At 65.7% G+C, this 17,754-nt stretch carries 15 protein-coding genes; 6 read left to right on the forward strand and 9 right to left on the reverse strand.

The genetic code is table 11. From position 1 onward, the window contains the following. Nucleotides 1-43 precede the first annotated feature (43 nt). Nucleotides 44-190 carry a hypothetical protein gene (locus ACZ1H8_RS04530; RefSeq protein ID WP_465180178.1) on the reverse strand — a complete coding sequence of 49 codons (147 nt, stop codon included), beginning with the start codon at nt 188-190 and terminating at the stop codon, nt 44-46. A 95-nt stretch (nt 191-285) separates the two neighbouring features. Here ACZ1H8_RS04530 and ACZ1H8_RS04535 point away from each other — a divergent pair, with 95 nt between their 5' ends. Then, nucleotides 286-1,098 (forward strand): class I SAM-dependent methyltransferase, encoded by an 813-nt coding sequence (locus tag ACZ1H8_RS04535; RefSeq protein ID WP_465180179.1) that lies wholly within the window; start codon nt 286-288, stop codon nt 1,096-1,098. 43 nt (nt 1,099-1,141) lie between these two features. On the opposite strand, the gene ACZ1H8_RS04540 is transcribed toward ACZ1H8_RS04535, so the two are convergent. Then, complete coding sequence (locus ACZ1H8_RS04540; RefSeq protein ID WP_465180180.1) at nt 1,142-1,405, reverse strand: hypothetical protein; 264 nt, start codon at nt 1,403-1,405, stop codon at nt 1,142-1,144. Nucleotides 1,406-1,501: 96 nt separating this feature from the next. Between ACZ1H8_RS04540 and ACZ1H8_RS04545 the strand changes: the two genes are divergently transcribed. After that, a complete protein-coding gene (locus tag ACZ1H8_RS04545; RefSeq protein ID WP_110153363.1) occupies nt 1,502-1,648 on the forward strand; it encodes a lmo0937 family membrane protein in 147 nt (48 codons plus the stop codon). Between the two features lie 86 nt (nt 1,649-1,734). Here the strand turns inward: ACZ1H8_RS04545 and phaR are convergent, their stop codons facing one another. Continuing rightward, complete coding sequence (gene phaR / locus ACZ1H8_RS04550; RefSeq protein ID WP_465180181.1) at nt 1,735-2,316, reverse strand: polyhydroxyalkanoate synthesis repressor PhaR; 582 nt, start codon at nt 2,314-2,316, stop codon at nt 1,735-1,737. Nucleotides 2,317-2,393: 77 nt separating this feature from the next. Here phaR and ACZ1H8_RS04555 point away from each other — a divergent pair, with 77 nt between their 5' ends. From ACZ1H8_RS04555 to ACZ1H8_RS04565, 3 genes are all read left to right on the forward strand, one after another. After that, entirely contained in the window at nt 2,394-3,395 is a 1,002-nt protein-coding gene (locus ACZ1H8_RS04555; protein ID WP_465181336.1) for an alpha/beta fold hydrolase, read from the forward strand. A gap of 74 nt (nt 3,396-3,469) precedes the next feature. Then, on the forward strand, nt 3,470-4,648 hold the full coding sequence (locus ACZ1H8_RS04560; RefSeq protein WP_465180182.1) for an acetyl-CoA C-acetyltransferase: 1,179 nt from the start codon (nt 3,470-3,472) through the stop codon (nt 4,646-4,648). Between the two features lie 182 nt (nt 4,649-4,830). Continuing rightward, entirely contained in the window at nt 4,831-8,133 is a 3,303-nt protein-coding gene (locus ACZ1H8_RS04565; RefSeq protein WP_465180183.1) for a TonB-dependent receptor domain-containing protein, read from the forward strand. Between the two features lie 85 nt (nt 8,134-8,218). Here the strand turns inward: ACZ1H8_RS04565 and alr are convergent, their stop codons facing one another. Then, nucleotides 8,219-9,259: an alanine racemase gene (alr, locus tag ACZ1H8_RS04570; RefSeq protein ID WP_465180184.1), complete on the reverse strand. Its 1,041-nt coding sequence runs from the start codon at nt 9,257-9,259 to the stop codon at nt 8,219-8,221. Nucleotides 9,260-9,299: 40 nt separating this feature from the next. After that, on the reverse strand, nt 9,300-10,886 hold the full coding sequence (locus ACZ1H8_RS04575; RefSeq protein WP_465181337.1) for an MFS transporter: 1,587 nt from the start codon (nt 10,884-10,886) through the stop codon (nt 9,300-9,302). A 96-nt stretch (nt 10,887-10,982) separates the two neighbouring features. On the opposite strand from ACZ1H8_RS04575, the gene ACZ1H8_RS04580 reads away from it, so the two are divergent. After that, nucleotides 10,983-11,936: a hypothetical protein gene (locus ACZ1H8_RS04580; protein WP_465180185.1), complete on the forward strand. Its 954-nt coding sequence runs from the start codon at nt 10,983-10,985 to the stop codon at nt 11,934-11,936. 41 nt (nt 11,937-11,977) lie between these two features. On the opposite strand, the gene metH is transcribed toward ACZ1H8_RS04580, so the two are convergent. The 4 genes from metH to ACZ1H8_RS04600 all read right to left on the reverse strand — a co-directional run bounded on the left by metH (nt 11,978) and on the right by ACZ1H8_RS04600 (nt 17,662). Further along, nucleotides 11,978-14,578, reverse strand: coding sequence for a methionine synthase (gene metH / locus ACZ1H8_RS04585; RefSeq protein ID WP_465180186.1), 2,601 nt, complete (start codon nt 14,576-14,578; stop codon nt 11,978-11,980). A 125-nt stretch (nt 14,579-14,703) separates the two neighbouring features. Further along, nucleotides 14,704-15,750 carry a homocysteine S-methyltransferase family protein gene (locus ACZ1H8_RS04590; protein WP_465180187.1) on the reverse strand — a complete coding sequence of 349 codons (1,047 nt, stop codon included), beginning with the start codon at nt 15,748-15,750 and terminating at the stop codon, nt 14,704-14,706. A gap of 44 nt (nt 15,751-15,794) precedes the next feature. After that, complete coding sequence (gene metF, locus ACZ1H8_RS04595) at nt 15,795-16,703, reverse strand: methylenetetrahydrofolate reductase (protein WP_465180188.1); 909 nt, start codon at nt 16,701-16,703, stop codon at nt 15,795-15,797. Then, entirely contained in the window at nt 16,700-17,662 is a 963-nt protein-coding gene (locus ACZ1H8_RS04600; protein WP_465180189.1) for an ArsR/SmtB family transcription factor, read from the reverse strand. The genes metF and ACZ1H8_RS04600 overlap by 4 nt, the downstream gene beginning before the upstream one ends. Nucleotides 17,663-17,754 lie beyond the last annotated feature (92 nt).

Genomic DNA, 17,754 nt, shown 5'->3' on the forward strand with positions numbered 1-17,754 from the left:
TCCCTTCCAGGCAGGGGAAAAAAAGTCAGCCCCCCACTGCCTCTCAGAACCCCTTCGCGGCCAGCGCCAGCAGGATCACCGTGGCCAGCATCGCCAGGACCTGGATCAGCGGCCAGGGCATGAATCCGGCATCGTCCAAGTTCCGACGCCGGTTGCGCCGGCGGTCGGCGAGGCCGCTGACCAGCGCCATCGCTGCCGTTCCGACGGCGAAAATCCATAAATTCGGTTGCATCCCGCCCGCTCGCTGATCAGACTTCCGGCTTCACAGATAAGCATGGAGAGAGCGTGCGCCAGCCCCTGTTCGTCACGGCGATCGCCGCGACAGCCTTTGCCCTGATCGCGGCAACGAACCTTCCCCAAGCGAGCGACGCGATCAAGGCTGCGGTTGCCGCACCGACGCGCACGCCCGCCAACCTGGCGCGCGACCAATATCGCCACCCGGCCGAGACGCTCGCCTTTTTTGGGGTGAAGCCGACCGACACGGTGGTCGAGATCTGGCCCGGTGGCGGCTGGTACACCGAGATCCTGGCCCCGCTGACCAAGGGCAAGGGGACCTATTATGCCGCGGCACCCTGGCCCGACGGCAACAAGCGCGTCGTGGCGATGCAGGAGAAGGATGACGCGACCTATGGCGCGGTGAAGCTCGCCGCCTTCCCGTGGAGCGAGGGCCAGCCCAAGGTTCCGGACGGCAGCGCCGATGTCGTGATGACCTTCCGCAACGTCCATAACTGGCGGATGGGCTATCAGCGCCCCGACAAGGCGGATTATTCTGCCGAAGCCTTCGCGCAGATGTTCAAGATGCTGAAGAAGGGCGGCACGCTGGGCGTGGTCGACCATCGCCTGCCCGAGGGCGCCAGCGACGAGCGCGAGCGCAACAGCGGCTATATCAAGGTGTCGACCATCCGCCGTCTCGCCGAGGGTGCCGGCTTCCAGTTCGTCGGCGCGTCCGAGGTGAATGCCAACCCAAAGGACACGGCCGACTGGGCCAATGGCGTCTGGACGCTGCCGCCGACCTATGCGTTGAAGGATGCCGACCGCGAGAAATATGCCGCGATCGGCGAGAGCGATCGCATGACGCTGAAGTTCCGCAAGCCCTGACCCGTGCCGGGCGCCGCCGCACGGGCCTACCCGGCGGCGGCGCTCAGTCGCGCTCCAGCTTCCACGCGGCGTCGAGATAGTCCTCCGCCGCCCGGCGCAAGTCCGGCTCCTTCTCGAATGCCTCGGCCGGCGGCGGCGCGATGCCCAGCCCGTCCATCAGCGTCCATAGCGCGAACTTGCGTCCCGCGTCGCGCTCGACACCGAAATCGACCGCCAGCTTTTCCTTGCCCAGAATCAGCGCGTCCGCGCCGATCGCATCGACATCGTCGGTGCCGAAATAATGACGGATCAGGGTTTCCAGATTCATGGGTCGCGTCCCGCTTGCTGCGCGTGCGCCGGCGCGATGGAACACGACCGCACGCTTCTCGTTGATCGCCTACCGAAAGAACAAGGGGAGAGCGAGATGCTCTGGACGATTGTCGTAATCCTGCTAATCCTGTGGCTGCTCGGCCTTGTCACGAGCATTGGCGGCAGCCTGATCCACTTGCTGCTGGTGGTCGCGCTGGTGGTCGGTCTGATTCAGCTCTTCACCGGCCGCCGCGTCGTATAGCATGTCCGAACGCCCGGCCCGCGATGCGGAACGGGCGCAAGGATCGGCCTGACCTGCCGCCCCGCGCCCCGGCACGGGGTGGCCGGTTACTTTGCCAGCTTCTCGATCTTGTCCTGAAGCTGCGCGAGCTGTGCCTTCAGCGCGGCGACATCGTCGGCGCTCTCTGGCGTGGCTGCCGTTGTCGGCGCTGCGGGTGCGGGTGCGGCTCCGCCCGCAACGCCTTCACCCGGCTTGAACGCGCTCGCCGCGGCTTCGAACATCGCCATGTTGCGCTTCGCCATCTCGGCGAAGGGCGAATTGGCAAACGCCCCCTCGACCGCCGACTTGAACTGCTCCTGGTTGCGCCGGAAGCTTTCCATCGACGCCTCCAGATAGCCCGGGACCATCGCCTGCATCGAGTCGCCATAAAGCGCGATCAGCTGGCGCAGGAAGTTCACCGGCAGCATCGTCTGCCCGCGCGCTTCCTCCTCCATGATGATCTGGGTCAGGACATTATGGGTGATGTCGTCTTCGGTCTTCGCATCGACGACCTTGAAATCGCGCCCCTCGCGCGTCATCGCCGCGAGATGGTCGAGCGTGATGTAGGACGAAGTCTCGGTATTGTAGAGGCGCCGATTGGCGTACTTCTTGATGATGACCGGGCCGTTGCCGCTCGCCGTCTTCTTCATCGTAGTGGAACCTCGCCCCTGTGAGTTACTCCCATCTATCACCGATTCATTCCGCGGCGCAACACGGACCGCGCCCCCTGCCGCTGTTCCTCGAGCTGCTGCGCAGCGAAACCGCAGCATCGCCCGAGCGTCGCGCCGCAGCATTGGCGGGATTGACCGCCTATCAAGTCGCCCCCCGCCCTGCACCGCGCCCGCCTCGAAAGGTGATCGCGCAGGCCGGCCGGGCACGGCTGCTCGACCTTGGCGGCCATGGCCAGCCGGTGGTGTTCATCCCCTCGCTGATCAACCCGCCCCAGGTCCTCGACCTTGCCCGTGGCAACTCGCTGGCGCGGTGGATGGGGCGCCAGAGCGTGCGGTCGCTGCTGGTCGACTGGGGCACGCCGGGACCCGGGGATCGCGACCAGGACGTCGCATCCCATATCGAGACCCTCTTGCTGCCGATGCTGCGCACGCTCAGGCGCCCGCCGGTACTGGTCGGCTATTGCCTGGGCGGGACGATGGCGACCGCCGCCGCCTGCCTGATGCCGGTCGCCGGGCTCGCCAGCATTGCCGCCCCTTGGCATTTCGCGGGCTATGGCGAGGCGCTCGAGTCGATGAGCGCCTTGTGGGACCAGGCGCATCCGGTCTGCGAGCGGCTGGGACTTGTGCCGATGGAAGTGCTCCAGTCGGGTTTCTGGCAGCTCGATCCACGCCGGACGATCCTGAAATATGAGCGGTTCGGCAGGCTGAAGCCCGGCAGCGCGGAGGCGCGCGCTTTCGTCGCACTAGAGGATTGGGCGAACGCCGGCGCGCCGCTGACCTATGCCGCGGGGCGACAGCTGTTCGACGACCTGCTGAGCGCCGACCTGCCCGGTCGGGGTCGCTGGACCGTGGGCGGACAGCCGGTCGGCCCCGATCGGCTCGCCTGTCCCTCGATCGGTTTCGTCTCGACAACCGACCGGATCGTGCCGGCAGCGACCGCAGCGCAGTTCGATCGCACCGTCTCGCTTGCCATGGGCCATGTCGGCATGATCGTCGGATCGCGCGCGCGCGCCGCATTGTGGGAGCCGCTGCGCGACTGGATCCGCGACCTGCCCTAAATGGACCGGCATATGCTGGATATCGATGCTGCAGCGCACTAGATAGCCCGGGAAACAACACCGGAGTCCGCTGAATGTCTGCTTCCGATATCGTCATTGCCGCCGCCAAGCGTACCCCGGTGGGCAGCTTTCTCGGCGCCTTTGCCGCAACTCCGGCGCATGAGCTGGGCCGCGTCGCGATCGAGGCCGCGCTGGCCCAGGCCGGCGTCGCGGGCGAAGAGGTTTCCGAAGTGATCATGGGTCAGGTGCTGACCGCCGGCCAGGGCCAGAACCCCGCCCGCCAGGCGTCGATGGCCGCCGGCGTGCCCAAGGAAGTTCCGGCATGGGGCGTGCAGCAGGTCTGCGGATCGGGCCTGCGCGCGGTCGCGCTCGCCTATCAGGCGGTGCTGACCGGCGATGCGAAGATCGTCGTCGCCGGCGGTCAGGAGAGCATGTCGCTGAGCCCGCACGCCCAGTCGCTGCGCCCCGGCGCGAAGATGGGCGATGTCAGCCTGGTCGACACGATGATCAAGGACGGCCTGACCGACGTCTTCAACGGCTATCACATGGGCATCACCGCCGAGAATCTGGCCGAGCAGTACCAGGTCACCCGGCCCGAGCAGGACGAATTCGCCGTCGGTTCGCAGAACAAGGCCGAGAAGGCGCGCGCCGAGGGCCGGTTCAAGGACGAGATCGCCGCGGTGACCATCAAGGGCCGCAAGGGCGACACCGTCGTCGACCAGGACGAGTATATCCGCGCCGGCGCGACGATCGACAGCGTCGCCGGCCTGCGCCCCGCGTTCAAGAAGGACGGTACCGTGACCGCCGCCAACGCGTCGGGCCTGAACGACGGTGCCGCGGCGCTGGTGATCATGACCCGTGAGGAGGCCGAGAAGCGAGGCGCGCCGGTGCTGGCCCGCATCGCCAGCTGGGCTTCGGCGGGCGTCGACCCGTCGATCATGGGTATCGGCCCGGTGCCGGCGACGAAGAAGGCGCTGGAAAAGGCCGGCTGGACCGTCGGCGACCTCGACCTGATCGAGGCAAACGAAGCCTTTGCGGCACAGGCGCTGTCGGTCGGGAAGGAACTGGGCTGGGATGCCGACAAGGTGAACGTCAATGGCGGCGCGATCGCCATCGGCCATCCGATCGGCGCATCGGGCGCGCGCGTGCTGACCACGCTGATCTACGAGATGGAAAAGCGCGACGCCAAGAAGGGCCTGGCGACTTTGTGCATCGGCGGCGGCATGGGAATCGCCATGTGCATCGAGCGTTGATCTGAAACCTATCGTCGCGGGGGAGAATTCCCTCGCGACATATCCTTTCGCGGCAACGCGGCAAAAACGAATATCATTGCGCCAACCGCGAAATAGCTACCTGATATCCTCGGCTTAGACGGTTTTGTGTCGCATTAGTGCAACACCGAATTCATAAATCCTTTGCTGCATTGCGATGCGGCTTGCATCATCGCGCTAACGCTTGCCACGATAGCTCCATCAGGCATTCAGCCTGTAAAAGGGGCACATTAATGAAACTCACCAAGCTGTTGGGCGCGACCGCGCTCGCAGGTAGCCTGCTCGTTTTGCCGGGAGTGGCATTCGCTCAGGACACCCAAGACGACCAGCAGGTCGACTCGGCCATGGAATCGGCCGATGGTCAGGCAGGCGAAGAAATCGTCGTCACCGGTTCTCGCATCCGGCGTCGCAATATCGACGCAGCCGTGCCGGTTACCGTCTATACCAGCCAGGAGATCCTTGGTACGCGCGGCGACGTATCGCTGGGCGATGCGCTGAATCAGTTGCCACAGCTTCGTGGCACATTCAGCCAGGCAAATTCGACCGCATCAATCGGAACAGCGGGTCTGAACCTGCTCGACCTTCGCGGTCAGGGTACCTCCCGCACTCTTACCCTAATCAACGGCCGCCGCATCGTCTCCGCCGTTCCGGGCAGCTACACGCCCGATATCAACACCATCCCTGCGCAGCTTGTCGAGCGTATGGAGATCGTGACCGGCGGTAATTCGGCCATCTACGGATCGGACGCGATTGCGGGCGTGGTCAACTTCATCATGCGCCAGGATTATGATGGTGCCGAGCTTCGCGCGCAGGGTGGCGTCAGCAACTATGGTGACCGCGGCAGCTACACCGTATCGGGCATTGCCGGCAAGAATTTCGGCGACGGCCGGTTCAACATCACGGTTGCCGCAGAATATGCGAAATCGAACGCACTGTTCTTCTCGGATCGCGATTATCTGGGCGCCTATACCGGCGTACCCGGCTTCATCAATTCGCAGATCACGACGGCGCCCAACCGCAATTTCGATGGGATCCCGAATACTGCCTTCATCGATGGCAATCCCGGCATTACTTTCGGCAACATCTCGCTCGGCGGTTACGTCCTCACCTCGTGCCCGGCTGCGACCGCGACCAATACGGCGCAACGCGACCTGGTCTGCACCGGTCAGACCAATCCGACCGGCGGCCGGCTGCAGTATAACTATGCATTCCGTCCGGACGGCACGCTTGTCCGCGACGATCCGTCGCGCGGCCTGGTGGACAATCGCGGCATCGGCGGTGGCGTGCTCGGCGGCCTGAGCGCTACTGGCGTCGAGGACGCAATGCTCCTTCCCGGTCTCGATCGAGTTAATGGCAGCCTGTATTTCACTGCAAATCTGACGCCGGCGTTCCGCCCGTTCCTCGAGGGGAGCTTCACTCATGTGAACGCGACCCAGCAGTCGACCCAGCCGACCTTCATCGCGAGCACACTCAGCCCGGTTTTCAGCATCAACAACCCGTTCCTGACGCCGCAGGCACGTTCGACGCTGGTTTCGATCCTGAACCCCGGTGCAACCACCTTCACGATGCAGCGGTTCAACAACGACTTCGGCACCCGCGCCGAGCAGCATAAGCGCGATACCTATCGCGGTGTGTTCGGTGTTCGGGGCGACCTGAGCACGACCGGCAACATCAATTACGAAGTTGCTGTCAACTATGGCCGCACCGAGAATTATTACGAAACGGGCGGCAACGTCCTGCTCGCAAACTATTCTCGCGCGATCAACGCTGCCCTCGCACCTGCCAATTTCAGCGGTAGCAACTTCGTGACGAATGCGGGTGGCGCCAAGGTCGTGTGCGCGGTCAATGCCGACGCCAGCACCGCCAACGACGATCCGAACTGCGTTCCTTTGAACGTCTTCGGCTATCGGGCACCGTCGCAGGCGGCACTCGATTACGTCCTTTACAAATCGTCGCGTCGCCAATGGGCGGAACAGCTCGATATCACCGCGTTCGTCAGCGGCGACACGGGCGGTTTCTTCAAGCTCCCGGGCGGTCCGGTCGGGTTCGCCATCGGTGGCGAGTACCGGACGGAGGATGCCTACTCTGCATATGATGACGTGACCGCTTCCGGCGCAACGTTCCTCAATGCGGCAGCGCCTTTCGATCCCCCCAAGGTCAAGGTGAAGGAAGCATTCGGCGAACTGCGCGTTCCGCTTCTGGCAAACACCCCGTTCTTCCGCGAACTTAGCCTTGAAGGCGCCGTCCGCGTGTCCGATTACGGCGGCAATGTCGGGTCGGTCTGGGCCTGGAATGCCGGCGGTATCTGGGCGCCGACCCGCGACGTTCGCTTCACCGCGAGCTATTCGCGCTCGGTTCGCGCACCGAACCTGTCGAACCTGTACGCGACCCCTTCGATCACGTTTGCCAACAGCCTTACCGATCCCTGCGATCAGCCGGGCGGCACCAACGCGTCGAACAACATCACCGTCAACCCCAATCGCGCACGCAACTGCGCCGCGGCAGGGGTACCCACGACGATCACCTACACCGATTCGTCCGGCACGGTGACCCGTCCCTGGACCAACGTCCCAGGTTCGGGCGTGGCCGGCTACAATCAGGGCAATCTGGACCTGGTGCCCGAGATCGGAAACACCTTCTCGGTCCAGGGCTATTATATGCCCAGCTACCTGCCCGGCTTCACGCTGCGCGTCGATTACTACAACATTCGCGTGAAGAACGTGATCACCGGCCTTACCGGCCAAGCGATCATCAACCGGTGCTATGACGATCCGACGGGCATAGACAATCCGTTCTGTAAGGTGGTCTTCCGCCGTTCGACGTCGGACCTGTCGAACGGCACGTTCAACGGCCAGACCAGCCGTCGCCTGGACAATATCCCGGACGTCACCTTCCCGACGGTCGGCCAAGGCGTTGGCTTCCTGAACCAGCCGTTCAACTTCGCGGGACTGAAGACGCGCGGTATCGACGTCGATGTCAATTACACCCATCGCTTCAGCGAGCGAAATGCCATCAGCGCGCACCTAGTGGCGAGCTATGTCATCGATCGTCTCGAGTACAGCTACATCACCGATCCGACGCGCTACGATCGTATCGATGGCACGCTCGGCGATCCCAAGTGGCAGGCTGGCCTGACGGTGATGGGCAAGCTGGGTGACTTCGACCTGTCGTATAATGGTCGCTATGTCGGCCGTCAGATCGTGTCGGGGCTGAGCTACGAGACCTTCTTCCCGTCGCAGGGCCGCCCGCCGTTGAACCCGGATGCGCGTCCGTTCGTCTATTATGACGCGATCATCTACCACAACCTCCGCGTGGCGATTAATCCGACCGATCGATATCGCTTCTACATCGGCGTCGACAACGTCACCAACGAACTGCCGCCGTATGAGCTCTCGGGAACGGGAGACGATGCGACCTATCCGAACACCGGACGGTTCTTCTACGCCGGTGTCATGGCGAAGTTCTGATAATCCAAGGACTCTCAACTAAAGGGCGCCCTCGGGCGCCCTTTTTTTATCCTGAGGCCGCCAGCAATCAGCGGAGAAATGTGAGTTAACCCCACACCCGGTCGAACCGCCGCCCCAGCCCCGTCAGCAGCTCATATTGCGACATGCCGCTGAGCGCCGAGGTCGCCGGCAGGTCATAGTCGAGCGACACCCAGTCGCCCTCGCCCAACCCGGGCAGCGCGTCGACCGCGATCGCGGTGAGGTCCATCGAGATGCGGCCGATCACCGGCACCTCGACCCCATCGACCCGGGCGATGCCCTTGCCCGAGAAGCAACGAAGATAGCCGTCGGCATAGCCGATGTTGAGCACCGCGACGTCCATGTCGCGCGGCGCGACGAAGGTGGCGTTATATCCCACGATCGCCCCCGCCGGCACGCGGCGCCGCTGGAGGACCTGGGCCTGCGGCGTCACCACCTGGCGGATCGTCCCGCGATGCGCCTCGGCGGCGATCCCGCCATATAGGCTGACGCCGGGCCGGGTCAGGTCGAAGGCATAATCGGCGCCCAGCGCGATGCCCGCCGAGTTGGCCAGACTCATCCGCTTCGCCGACGTACGGCCGCGCAGCGCAGTGAAGGCCGCACACTGAGCCGCATTGAGCGGCGATGTCGGCTCGTCGGCGCTGGCCAGATGGCTCGCCAGCACCTCGATCTCCAGCCCATCGAGCAGGCCGTCGGCGACCTCGGATGGTGCGACGCCCAGCCGGTTCATCCCGGTATCGACCATCACGTCGCACCGCCCGCCGCCGCCCTCGCGCCAGCGGCGCACCTGGTCGGCGCTGTTCAGCATCGGGCGCGCCGTGCCGCCCAGCGCCAACGCCATGTCCTCGTCGCGTACACCGTGCAGCACCGTCACCGACAGGCCCAGCCCGGCAAGCTCGGCCGCCTCGCGCCAGCTGGCGACGAAGAAGTCGCGGCATCCGGCGTCCGCGAGCCGCTGCGCCACGCCCGGCGCGCCCAGCCCATAGCCATTCGCCTTGACCGCCGCGCCGCACGCCGAGTGCCCGCCCATGCGCTGGAGCGCGCGCCAGTTGGAGACGAGCGCTTCGGAATCGAGGATCAGGCGGAGCGGTGCGGCGGGATCGGTCACGTCCCGCCCGCTAGGCCAAATTGCCGCGCATGATAACCCCTCAGGGCGCCGCCGCGCCGCGCGTCTCCTTCAACCCCCACAGCGTGACGAGCAGGGCCATCGACACCACCGCAAAGGTGTACCACAGGCCCGAATAGGGATCGCCGGTCTTCGCGACGACATATTGGCTGATGAACGGCAGGAAGCCGCCAAAATAGCCGGTGCCGATATGATAGGGAATCGACATCGAGCTGTAGCGGATGCGCGTCGGGAACATCTCGGTCAGCAGCGCCGCGACCGGGCCATAGGTGGCGCCCGCCAGACACATCAGGCCCAGGATCGCCAGGACGATAACGGCGATGTTGCCCGGCGACGGCGTCTGCACCGACAGGTCGTATCCCGCGGCGCTCAGCGCGGCGTCCAGGCCCTTGGGACTGATGTCGGAGACCGGCTGGTCACCGATCGACACCCCCACCGACGGCGTCCGCTCCTTGGTATAGGACACGCCGCGCTTCGACAGATGGTCGAGCAGCTGGCCGCACTCATCGGCCTGCTTCGCCGCGAAGGGGTCATAGTCGCAGGCCGGTCCGAACACGACCACCGGCGCGCGGCGCGACGCATGGGCCAGCTCGGGATTGGCAGCGCCGCCGATCGCCCAGAAGAGCGGGAACATCAGAACGAGCGTCAAGGCGTAACCAATCACGATCGGCGCCTTGCGTCCGATCCGGTCGGACAGATGACCGAAGAAGATGAAGAACCCCAGCCCGACCAGCGCCGATCCGCCACAGATCAGCTGCGCGACAGTCGGCGTCACCCGCATCGGCCCGGTCAGGAACGACAGGACCGAGAACATCGAGGTGTACCAGATCACCGTCAGTCCCGCCGCGATCCCGAACAGCGCGACGAACAGCCGCTTGAGATTACCGGGATAGGTGAAGCTCTCGACAAATGGATTGGACGCGGTCTCGCCCGCTTCCTTCATCGCCTTGAACACCGGGCTCTCGGACAGTTTCAACCGCATCCATAGCGAGATGGCGAGCAGCAGGATCGAGAACAGGAACGGCATCCGCCAGCCCCACGCCTCCCAATAGTCCGCCAGCGCGAAGCGGAACACCAGCACGACGGCCAGGCTGAGGATGAACCCGCCGACGACGCTCGCCTGGATGAAGCTGGTGTGGAAGCCCGCCCGCCCCTGCGGCGAATGTTCGGCGACATAGATCGCCGCCCCGCCATATTCGCCGCCCAGCGCCAGTCCCTGGCAGATGCGCAGCAGGATGATGATCAGCGGCGCGGCGATGCCGATACTGGCATAGCTGGGCACCAGCCCGACCCCGGCGGTGGCCACACCCATCAGCGTGATGGTGACGAGGAAGGTATATTTGCGCCCCAGCCTGTCGCCCAGATAGCCGAACAGCACCGCCCCCAGCGGGCGAAAGCCGAACCCGACCGCGAAGGTCGCCCAGACCAGCAATGTCGCGAAGATCGGCTGTTCCGCGGGAAAGAAGGTCGTCGCCATCGTCGCGGCCAGCGTGCCGTAGATGAAGAAATCATACCATTCGAACACGGTGCCCGCTGACGACGCGGCGATCACCATCCGCATTTCCCTAGCGCTGGGTTCTCGCACCGCGCCTGGCGCATCCGTGGCCATCGCCATCCCCGCTCCCCCTGATTCACCGAAACTCTAGCGGCTGGGCGGCCTGCAGCAAGTCGCCTGCGCGCGCGATCGAGTCTAACCTGCATCGCGATGATAACGCATCTGTCCCGTCGGCGCCTGATCGCCGCCGCAGCCCTGACGCTTGCCGCGGTTCCTGGTCGTGCGAAGGATCCCGGCCGCGCGGGGGTGCGCGACCTGATGCCGGACTTCTGGCGGATCTATGACGGTGTGGAGGGTCGGCCGCCGGCGGAACGACTGGGCATCATCAGCCGGTCCTTCTTCCGGCGGCATGCGGAGGTCTATGCGGCGCTCGGCGTTCCGATGGTCCGGCACAGCGGCCAACCGATCGACCCGCCGATACGGTCGTGGCTGGCCGAACTGGATAGGGTCGCGCCGCAGGTTCGCGCGCTATCGCGGCAAGCACCGCTGATCTGGGCCGCACGCGAGGCCCGCTTTCTTGCGATCTTTCCAGACCAGGCGACCGGCGCACCGATCTGGTTCCTGCCGAGCCTGGGCCGGTTCAACGGCCTGGCGCGGGCCTGGCGGGGGCGGCCGAACCTGTGGTTCGGGGTCGACGGAATCGTCCTGCTCCAGGGCGCAGGCGCGGATCCGTCGGTATTGTTCGACCATGAGGCCTTCCACCTCTATTTCATGCAGGTCGGCCCACGCGAACCGCTGTCGCCCTTGTGGTACCGCGTCTGGGGCGAAGGCCTGGCGACCTTCGTCAGCGCACGGCTCAATCCCAGCGCGACACGGCGCGACCTGCTGATGACCGACGCGCTGGCGGGGGCAACCGCAGATGAGGTGCGCAGGGGGGCGACCGAACTGCTCCCCCTGCTCGATACGCAGAACCGCGCCGTGCAGGATCGCTTTCTGTCCGCGGACGCGTCGGACGTGCTGCCGGCGCGGATCGGCTATCTGCTGGGATGGCAGGCGATCGACGCCGTTGCGAGAGACGTGCCGCTGCCGACGCTGGCGAAGCTGCGCTCGCCTGATGCGCGCGCGATGTTGACGGCCGGGTTGGAGCGGCTCGCGAGAGCCTAGCCAACCCCGTCATGCCGGCCGGGGCGACGTGAACTAACCGCTCAATCCAGGTTCGGGCGCAGCCAGCGGGTGGCCTGTTCGATGTCGACCCCGCGCCGTGCGGCATAATCCTCGAGCTGGTCCTGGCCGATTCGCGCCACGCCGAAATACTCGGCCTGGGGGTGACCGAAATAGAAGCCCGACACGGCTGCGGTCGGCAGCATCGCGAAGCTTTCGGTCAGCGAGATGCCGGTGCGGTGGTGCGCGTCGAGCATCTTGAACAGGATCGGCTTCAGGCTGTGCTCGGGGCACGCCGGATAGCCCGGCGCCGGGCGGATGCCGCGATATTGCTCGCGAATCAGCGCGTCATTGTCGAGCTGCTCGCCCTCGGCATAGCCCCATAGCGCGGTGCGGACATATTGGTGCAGCCGCTCGGCAAAGGCCTCGGCCAGGCGGTCGGCCAGTGCCTTGAGCAGGATGTCCGAATAATCGTCGATCGCCGCCTTGAACCGCGCCAGATGCGGCTCGATGCCGTGGATCGATACGGCGAAGCCGCCGATCCAGTCGCCCTGGCGGTCGATGAAGTCGGCCAGGCACATATTGGCCCGGCCCTCGCGTTTCTGGATCTGCTGGCGCAGCATCGGCAGGCGGACATGCGCCTCGTCCTCGACATGGACGACGATGTCGTCGCCGTCGCGGCGGCACGGCCACAGGCCGACCACACCGCGCGCGGTCAGCCAATGTTCGTCGACGATCCGGTCGAGCATCTTCTGCGCGTCGGCGAACAGCGACCGCGCGCTCTCGCCCACCACCTCGTCATTCAGGATCGCGGGATAATTTCCCGCCAGTTCCCAGGCGCGGAAGAAGGGCGTCCAGTCGATATAGTTGCGCAGATCCTTCAGGTCCCAGGCGTCGAAGGTATGCACGCCGGGCTGGCGCGGCTTGCCCGGCTTCAGCGTCATGTCCGCGTCGAACGCATTGTCGCGCGCCTTGTCGATCGGCACCAGCTCGCTCTGGCCCCGGCCGGCGCGAGCGGCGCGGACCTGCTCATATTCGGCCGCGACCTTCGCGACATAATCGTCGCGGATCGTGTCGCTGACCAGGGTCGTCGCCACGCCGACCGCACGGCTGGCGTCGAGCACATGCACCACGGGCCCCTTGTATGCAGGCTCGATGCGCAACGCGGTGTGCACGCGGCTGGTGGTCGCGCCGCCGATCAGCAGCGGCATCGTCATGTTCGACCGCTGCATCTCCTCGGCGACCGTCACCATCTCGTCGAGCGACGGCGTGATCAGGCCCGACAGGCCGATCATGTCGGCATCATTCTCGTTCGCCGCCTCCAGGATCTTCGACCAGGGGACCATCACGCCCAGGTCGACGACCTCGAAGCCGTTGCACTGCAGAACGACGCCAACGATGTTCTTGCCGATATCGTGCACGTCGCCCTTCACGGTCGCCATGATGATCTTGCCCTTGCCCTTGGCCCCGGGCTCCTTCGACGCCTCGATGAACGGCAACAGATGGGCGACAGCCTTCTTCATCACGCGCGCCGACTTCACCACCTGGGGGAGGAACATCTTGCCCGATCCGAACAGGTCGCCGACGACATTCATGCCGTCCATCAGCGGCCCTTCGATCACCTCGATCGGCCGGGCAAAGGCGAGCCGGCATTCCTCGGTATCCTCGACGACATGCGCGTCGATGCCCTTGACCAGCGCATGTTCCAGCCGGCGCGCCACGTCCCATCCGCGCCATTCCGCCGCCTGCTTCTCCGCCACCGCATCGGTTCCGCGGAAGCGCTCGGCAAGCGCGACCAGCCGGTCGCCCGCCTCAGGATCGCGGTTGAGGATGACGTCCTCGCAGGCCTGGCGCAGCTCGGGGTCGATCGTGTCATACACGTCCAGCTGGCCGGCATTGACGATCGCCATGTCCATGCCCGCGGGGATCGCGTAATAGAGGAAGACCGAGTGCATCGCGCGGCGCACCGGCTCGTTGCCGCGAAAGCTGAAGCTCAGGTTCGACAGGCCGCCCGAGATATGGACATGGGGGCAGCGCGCCTTGATCTCGCGCGTCGCCTCGATGAAATCGACGCCGTAATTGTTGTGCTCCTCGATCCCGGTCGCTACCGCGAACACGTTCGGGTCGAAGATGATGTCCTCGGGCGGGAAGCCGATGCCGGTCAGGATCTTGTAGGCGCGCTCGCAGATCTCGATCTTGCGCTCCTTGGTATCGGCCTGGCCGACCTCGTCGAACGCCATCACCACCACCGCGGCCCCGTACGCCATGCACTTGCGCGCATGGTCGAGGAACTGGTCGACGCCTTCCTTCATGCTGATCGAGTTCACGATCGGCTTGCCGCTGACGCATTTCAGCCCCGCCTCGATCACGTCCCATTTCGAGCTGTCGATCATCACCGGCACCCGCGCAATGTCGGGCTCGGCGGCGATCAGCTTGAGGAAGGTCGTCATCGCCTCGTGCGCGTCGAGCAGGCCCTCGTCCATGTTGACGTCGATCACCTGCGCGCCATTCTCGACCTGCTGGCGCGCGACCTCGACCGCCTTGGTATAGTCGCCGGCCATGATCAGCTTCTTGAACGCAGCCGATCCGGTAACGTTGGTCCGTTCGCCGACATTGACGAAATTGGTGGAGGAAGACGTGGTCATGGTGTTTCTCGTCCCCCTCCCGCGTGCGGGAGGGGCTAGGGGTGGGCGCCCGGCAATCTCGGGCGGTAACGTCTGAGGTGAGCGCGAGCCCACCCCTGCCCCTCCCGCAAGCGGGAGGGGTGAAATCAGGCCCCCATCACGAACGGCTCGAGGCCGGCCAGTCGGGTGCGCACTTCGGGTTTCGCGATCTCGCGCGGGGGCAGCGCGGCGACCGCTTCGGCGATCGCCTGGATATGCGCCGGGGTCGATCCGCAGCAGCCGCCCAGGATGTTGACCTGACCCTGATCGGCCCATTCCTTGACCAGCGACGCCGTGGTCTCGGGCAGCTCATCATAGGCGCCCAGCTCGTTGGGCAGGCCGGCATTGGGATAGACCATGATCAGCGTGTCGCACAGCGCCGACAGCGTCTTGACGTGCGGGCGCAGCTGCTCGGCGCCGAACGAGCAGTTGAGCCCGATCGTCACCGGCTTGGCATGGCGCACCGCGTGCCAGAATGCCTCGACCGTATGGCCCGACAGGTTGCGGCCCGACAGATCGGTCAGCGTCATCGACATCATGATCGGCAGATCGCGGCCCAGCGCCTCGCCCGCCTCGATCGCCGCCATGATGCCGGCCTTGGCGTTCAGCGTGTCGAACACCGTCTCGATCAGGACGAAGTCGATCCCGCCCTCGACCAGCGCGTCGATCTGTTCGCGGTACACGTCCTTCAGCGTGTCGAAATCGATCTCGCGATAGCCCGGATCGTTGACGTCGGGCGACAGCGACAGCGTCTTGTTGGTCGGCCCCAGCGCGCCGGCGACGAAGCGCGGACGGCCATCCTTCGCCTCGAACTCGTCGGCGACGCGGCGCGCCAGCTTCGCGCTCTCGACATTGATCTCGCGCACCAGATGCTCGGCGCCGTAATCGGCCTGGCTGATCCGGTTGGCCGAAAAGGTGTTGGTCTCGGCAATGTCCGCACCCGCCGCGAAATAGGCGCGGTGGATCGACTCGGGCACGTCCGGACGCGTCAGCGCCAGGATGTCGTTATTGCCCTTCTGGTCGTGGCTCAGGCCCAGGTCGCCGGCATAGGCGGCCTCGTCCAGCTTCCAGTTCTGGATCTCGGTACCGAAGGCGCCATCGGTGATCAGGATGCGCTTGGCGGCTTCGGCCAGCAGTTTCTCGCGTGCAGTCATGTCAATCTCCGACACCCCGCCCGCACCGCGGACAGGGCAACTCGTTACGCAGCGTCGGCCATGGGCCGCACGCCCAGCAGGTGGCAAATGGCATAGCTCAGCTCGGCGCGGTTCAGCGTGTAGAAGTGGAACTGGCGCACGCCGCCGGCATAGAGCTTGCGGCATAATTCAGCCGCCAGCGTCGCAGAGACCAGCTGACGCGCGGCCGGGTGATCGTCCAGCCCGTCGAACAGCCGCGCCATCCAGGCGGGCACGTCAGTGCCGCACATCGCCGACATGCGCACGACGCTGGCATAGTTCATCACCGGCATGATGCCGGGCACGATCTCGGCCGAGATGCCCGCCGCCGCCGCATCGTCGCGGAAGCGCAGGAACGTCTCGGGCTCGAAGAAGAACTGGGTGATCGCCCGGGTCGCACCCGCGTCGATCTTGCGCTTCAGATTGTCGAGATCGGCCGCGGCATGCGGCGAATCCGGATGGCATTCGGGATAGGCAGCCACCGAAATCTCGAACGGGTGCAGCCGGCGCAGCCCCTCGACCAGAGCCGCGGCATTCTCATAGCCGCCGGGATGGGTCGAATATTTCTCGCCCGCCCGCGGCGGATCGCCGCGCAGCGCGACGATGTGGCGCACGCCCGCATTCCAGTAATCGTCGGCGACCTGGTCGATCTCCTCGCGCGTCGCCTCGACACAGGTCAGGTGCGCCGCAGCCGCCATCGACGTCTCGCGCGCGATCCGCGCCACCGTATTGTGCGTGCGCTCGCGGGTCGATCCGCCGGCGCCATAGGTAACCGAGACGAAGCGCGGCGACAGCGGGGCCAGCGTCTGGACCGACTCCCACAAAGTCTCTTCCATCTTCTCGGTCTTGGGCGGGAAGAATTCGAACGACACGTCGATATCGCCCGCCACGTCCGCGAACAGCGGCGCCGCAAACGGGTCCACCTTGCTACTCATGCCGCCTTCACTTTCCCTGCATCTCCCGTGCCCGTCCCCGCCGCGGTCTTGCGACCCAGCCATAATTTCACGCTCAGCTCGCCGCCCTCCAGCGTCTCGACCTGCACCGGGCTCAGCCCCTGCGCATCGAACCAGCCGAGCATCTGCTCGTCCGAAAAGCCCAGTCGCGCATGCGCGTCCTTGGAGCGCAGCTCCTCGCGCTCGTGCGGCGCGAAATCGGCGATCAGCAGCCGCCCGCCCGGGCTCAGCACCCGCGCCGCCTCCGCGATCGCCGCACCCGGCTGCTGCGCGAAGTGGAGCACGTGATGCAGGATCGCGGTGTCCGCGCCGCCATCGGGCAGCGGCAGGGCATAGAGATCGGCCTGGCGCAGCTCGACATTGGCGACATCGGCCAGCTTGGCGCGTGCCAGCCGCAGCATTTCCGACGAGCGATCGATGCCGAGAGCCTGTTCGGCGCGCGGTGCGAACAGCTCGAGCATCCGGCCGGTGCCCGTACCGATGTCGATCAACTGGCCGAGCGACCCCTCGCCCAGCGCCTTGGCCATCGCCGCCTCGACCTCGCTCTCGGCGATGTGCAGCGAGCGGATCGCGTCCCAGTCGCCGGCATGCGCCTCGAACCATTCGTTCGCCGCGGCCGCGCGATCGGCGCGCACCGCCGCCAGCCGCGCCTCGTCGGCGACTGCCCAGTGATCGGGCTCACGCCAGGCGTCCAGCGCGGCGAAGACCGGCCCGGTCTGCGCCGGATCGCCCAGCGCGACGAACACCCAGCTGCCTTCCTTGCGCCGTTCGGCCAGACCCGCATCGCACAGGATCTTCACATGGCGGCTGACCCGCGGCTGGCTCTGTCCCAGCACCTGCGCCAGCTCGCCCACCGACAGCTCCATCGCACGCAGCAGCGCCATGATGCGCAGCCGCGTCGAGTCCGCCAGAGCGCGGAAGGTGCCGAGTGCCTGGTTCATGTAATAACGATATAAAGATATCTTTATATCGGGTCAATCGACAGACGCACGGCTTGCGTCGCGCCGGGGCGACCGGGTAACCGGTGCCCGCG

The sequence above is a fragment of the Sphingomonas sp. BL-S-25 genome, assembly GCF_055521555.1.

Bases quoted from the DNA above. Each gene is read 5' to 3' on its own strand.
- ACZ1H8_RS04530 (WP_465180178.1), bottom strand. From the start codon at position 190: ATGGCGCTGGTCAGCGGCCTCGCCGACCGCCGGCGCAACCGGCGTCGG.
- ACZ1H8_RS04540 (WP_465180180.1), bottom strand. From the start codon at position 1,405: ATGAATCTGGAAACCCTGATCCGTCATTATTTCGGCACCGACGATGTC.
- ACZ1H8_RS04545 (WP_110153363.1), top strand. From the start codon at position 1,502: ATGCTCTGGACGATTGTCGTAATCCTGCTAATCCTGTGGCTGCTCGGC.
- phaR (WP_465180181.1), bottom strand. From the start codon at position 2,316: ATGAAGAAGACGGCGAGCGGCAACGGCCCGGTCATCATCAAGAAGTAC.
- ACZ1H8_RS04560 (WP_465180182.1), top strand. From the start codon at position 3,470: ATGTCTGCTTCCGATATCGTCATTGCCGCCGCCAAGCGTACCCCGGTG.
- ACZ1H8_RS04575 (WP_465181337.1), bottom strand. From the start codon at position 10,886: ATGGCCACGGATGCGCCAGGCGCGGTGCGAGAACCCAGCGCTAGGGAA.
- ACZ1H8_RS04580 (WP_465180185.1), top strand. From the start codon at position 10,983: ATGATAACGCATCTGTCCCGTCGGCGCCTGATCGCCGCCGCAGCCCTG.
- metH (WP_465180186.1), bottom strand. From the start codon at position 14,578: ATGACCACGTCTTCCTCCACCAATTTCGTCAATGTCGGCGAACGGACC.
- ACZ1H8_RS04590 (WP_465180187.1), bottom strand. From the start codon at position 15,750: ATGACTGCACGCGAGAAACTGCTGGCCGAAGCCGCCAAGCGCATCCTG.
- metF (WP_465180188.1), bottom strand. From the start codon at position 16,703: ATGAGTAGCAAGGTGGACCCGTTTGCGGCGCCGCTGTTCGCGGACGTG.
- ACZ1H8_RS04600 (WP_465180189.1), bottom strand. From the start codon at position 17,662: ATGAACCAGGCACTCGGCACCTTCCGCGCTCTGGCGGACTCGACGCGG.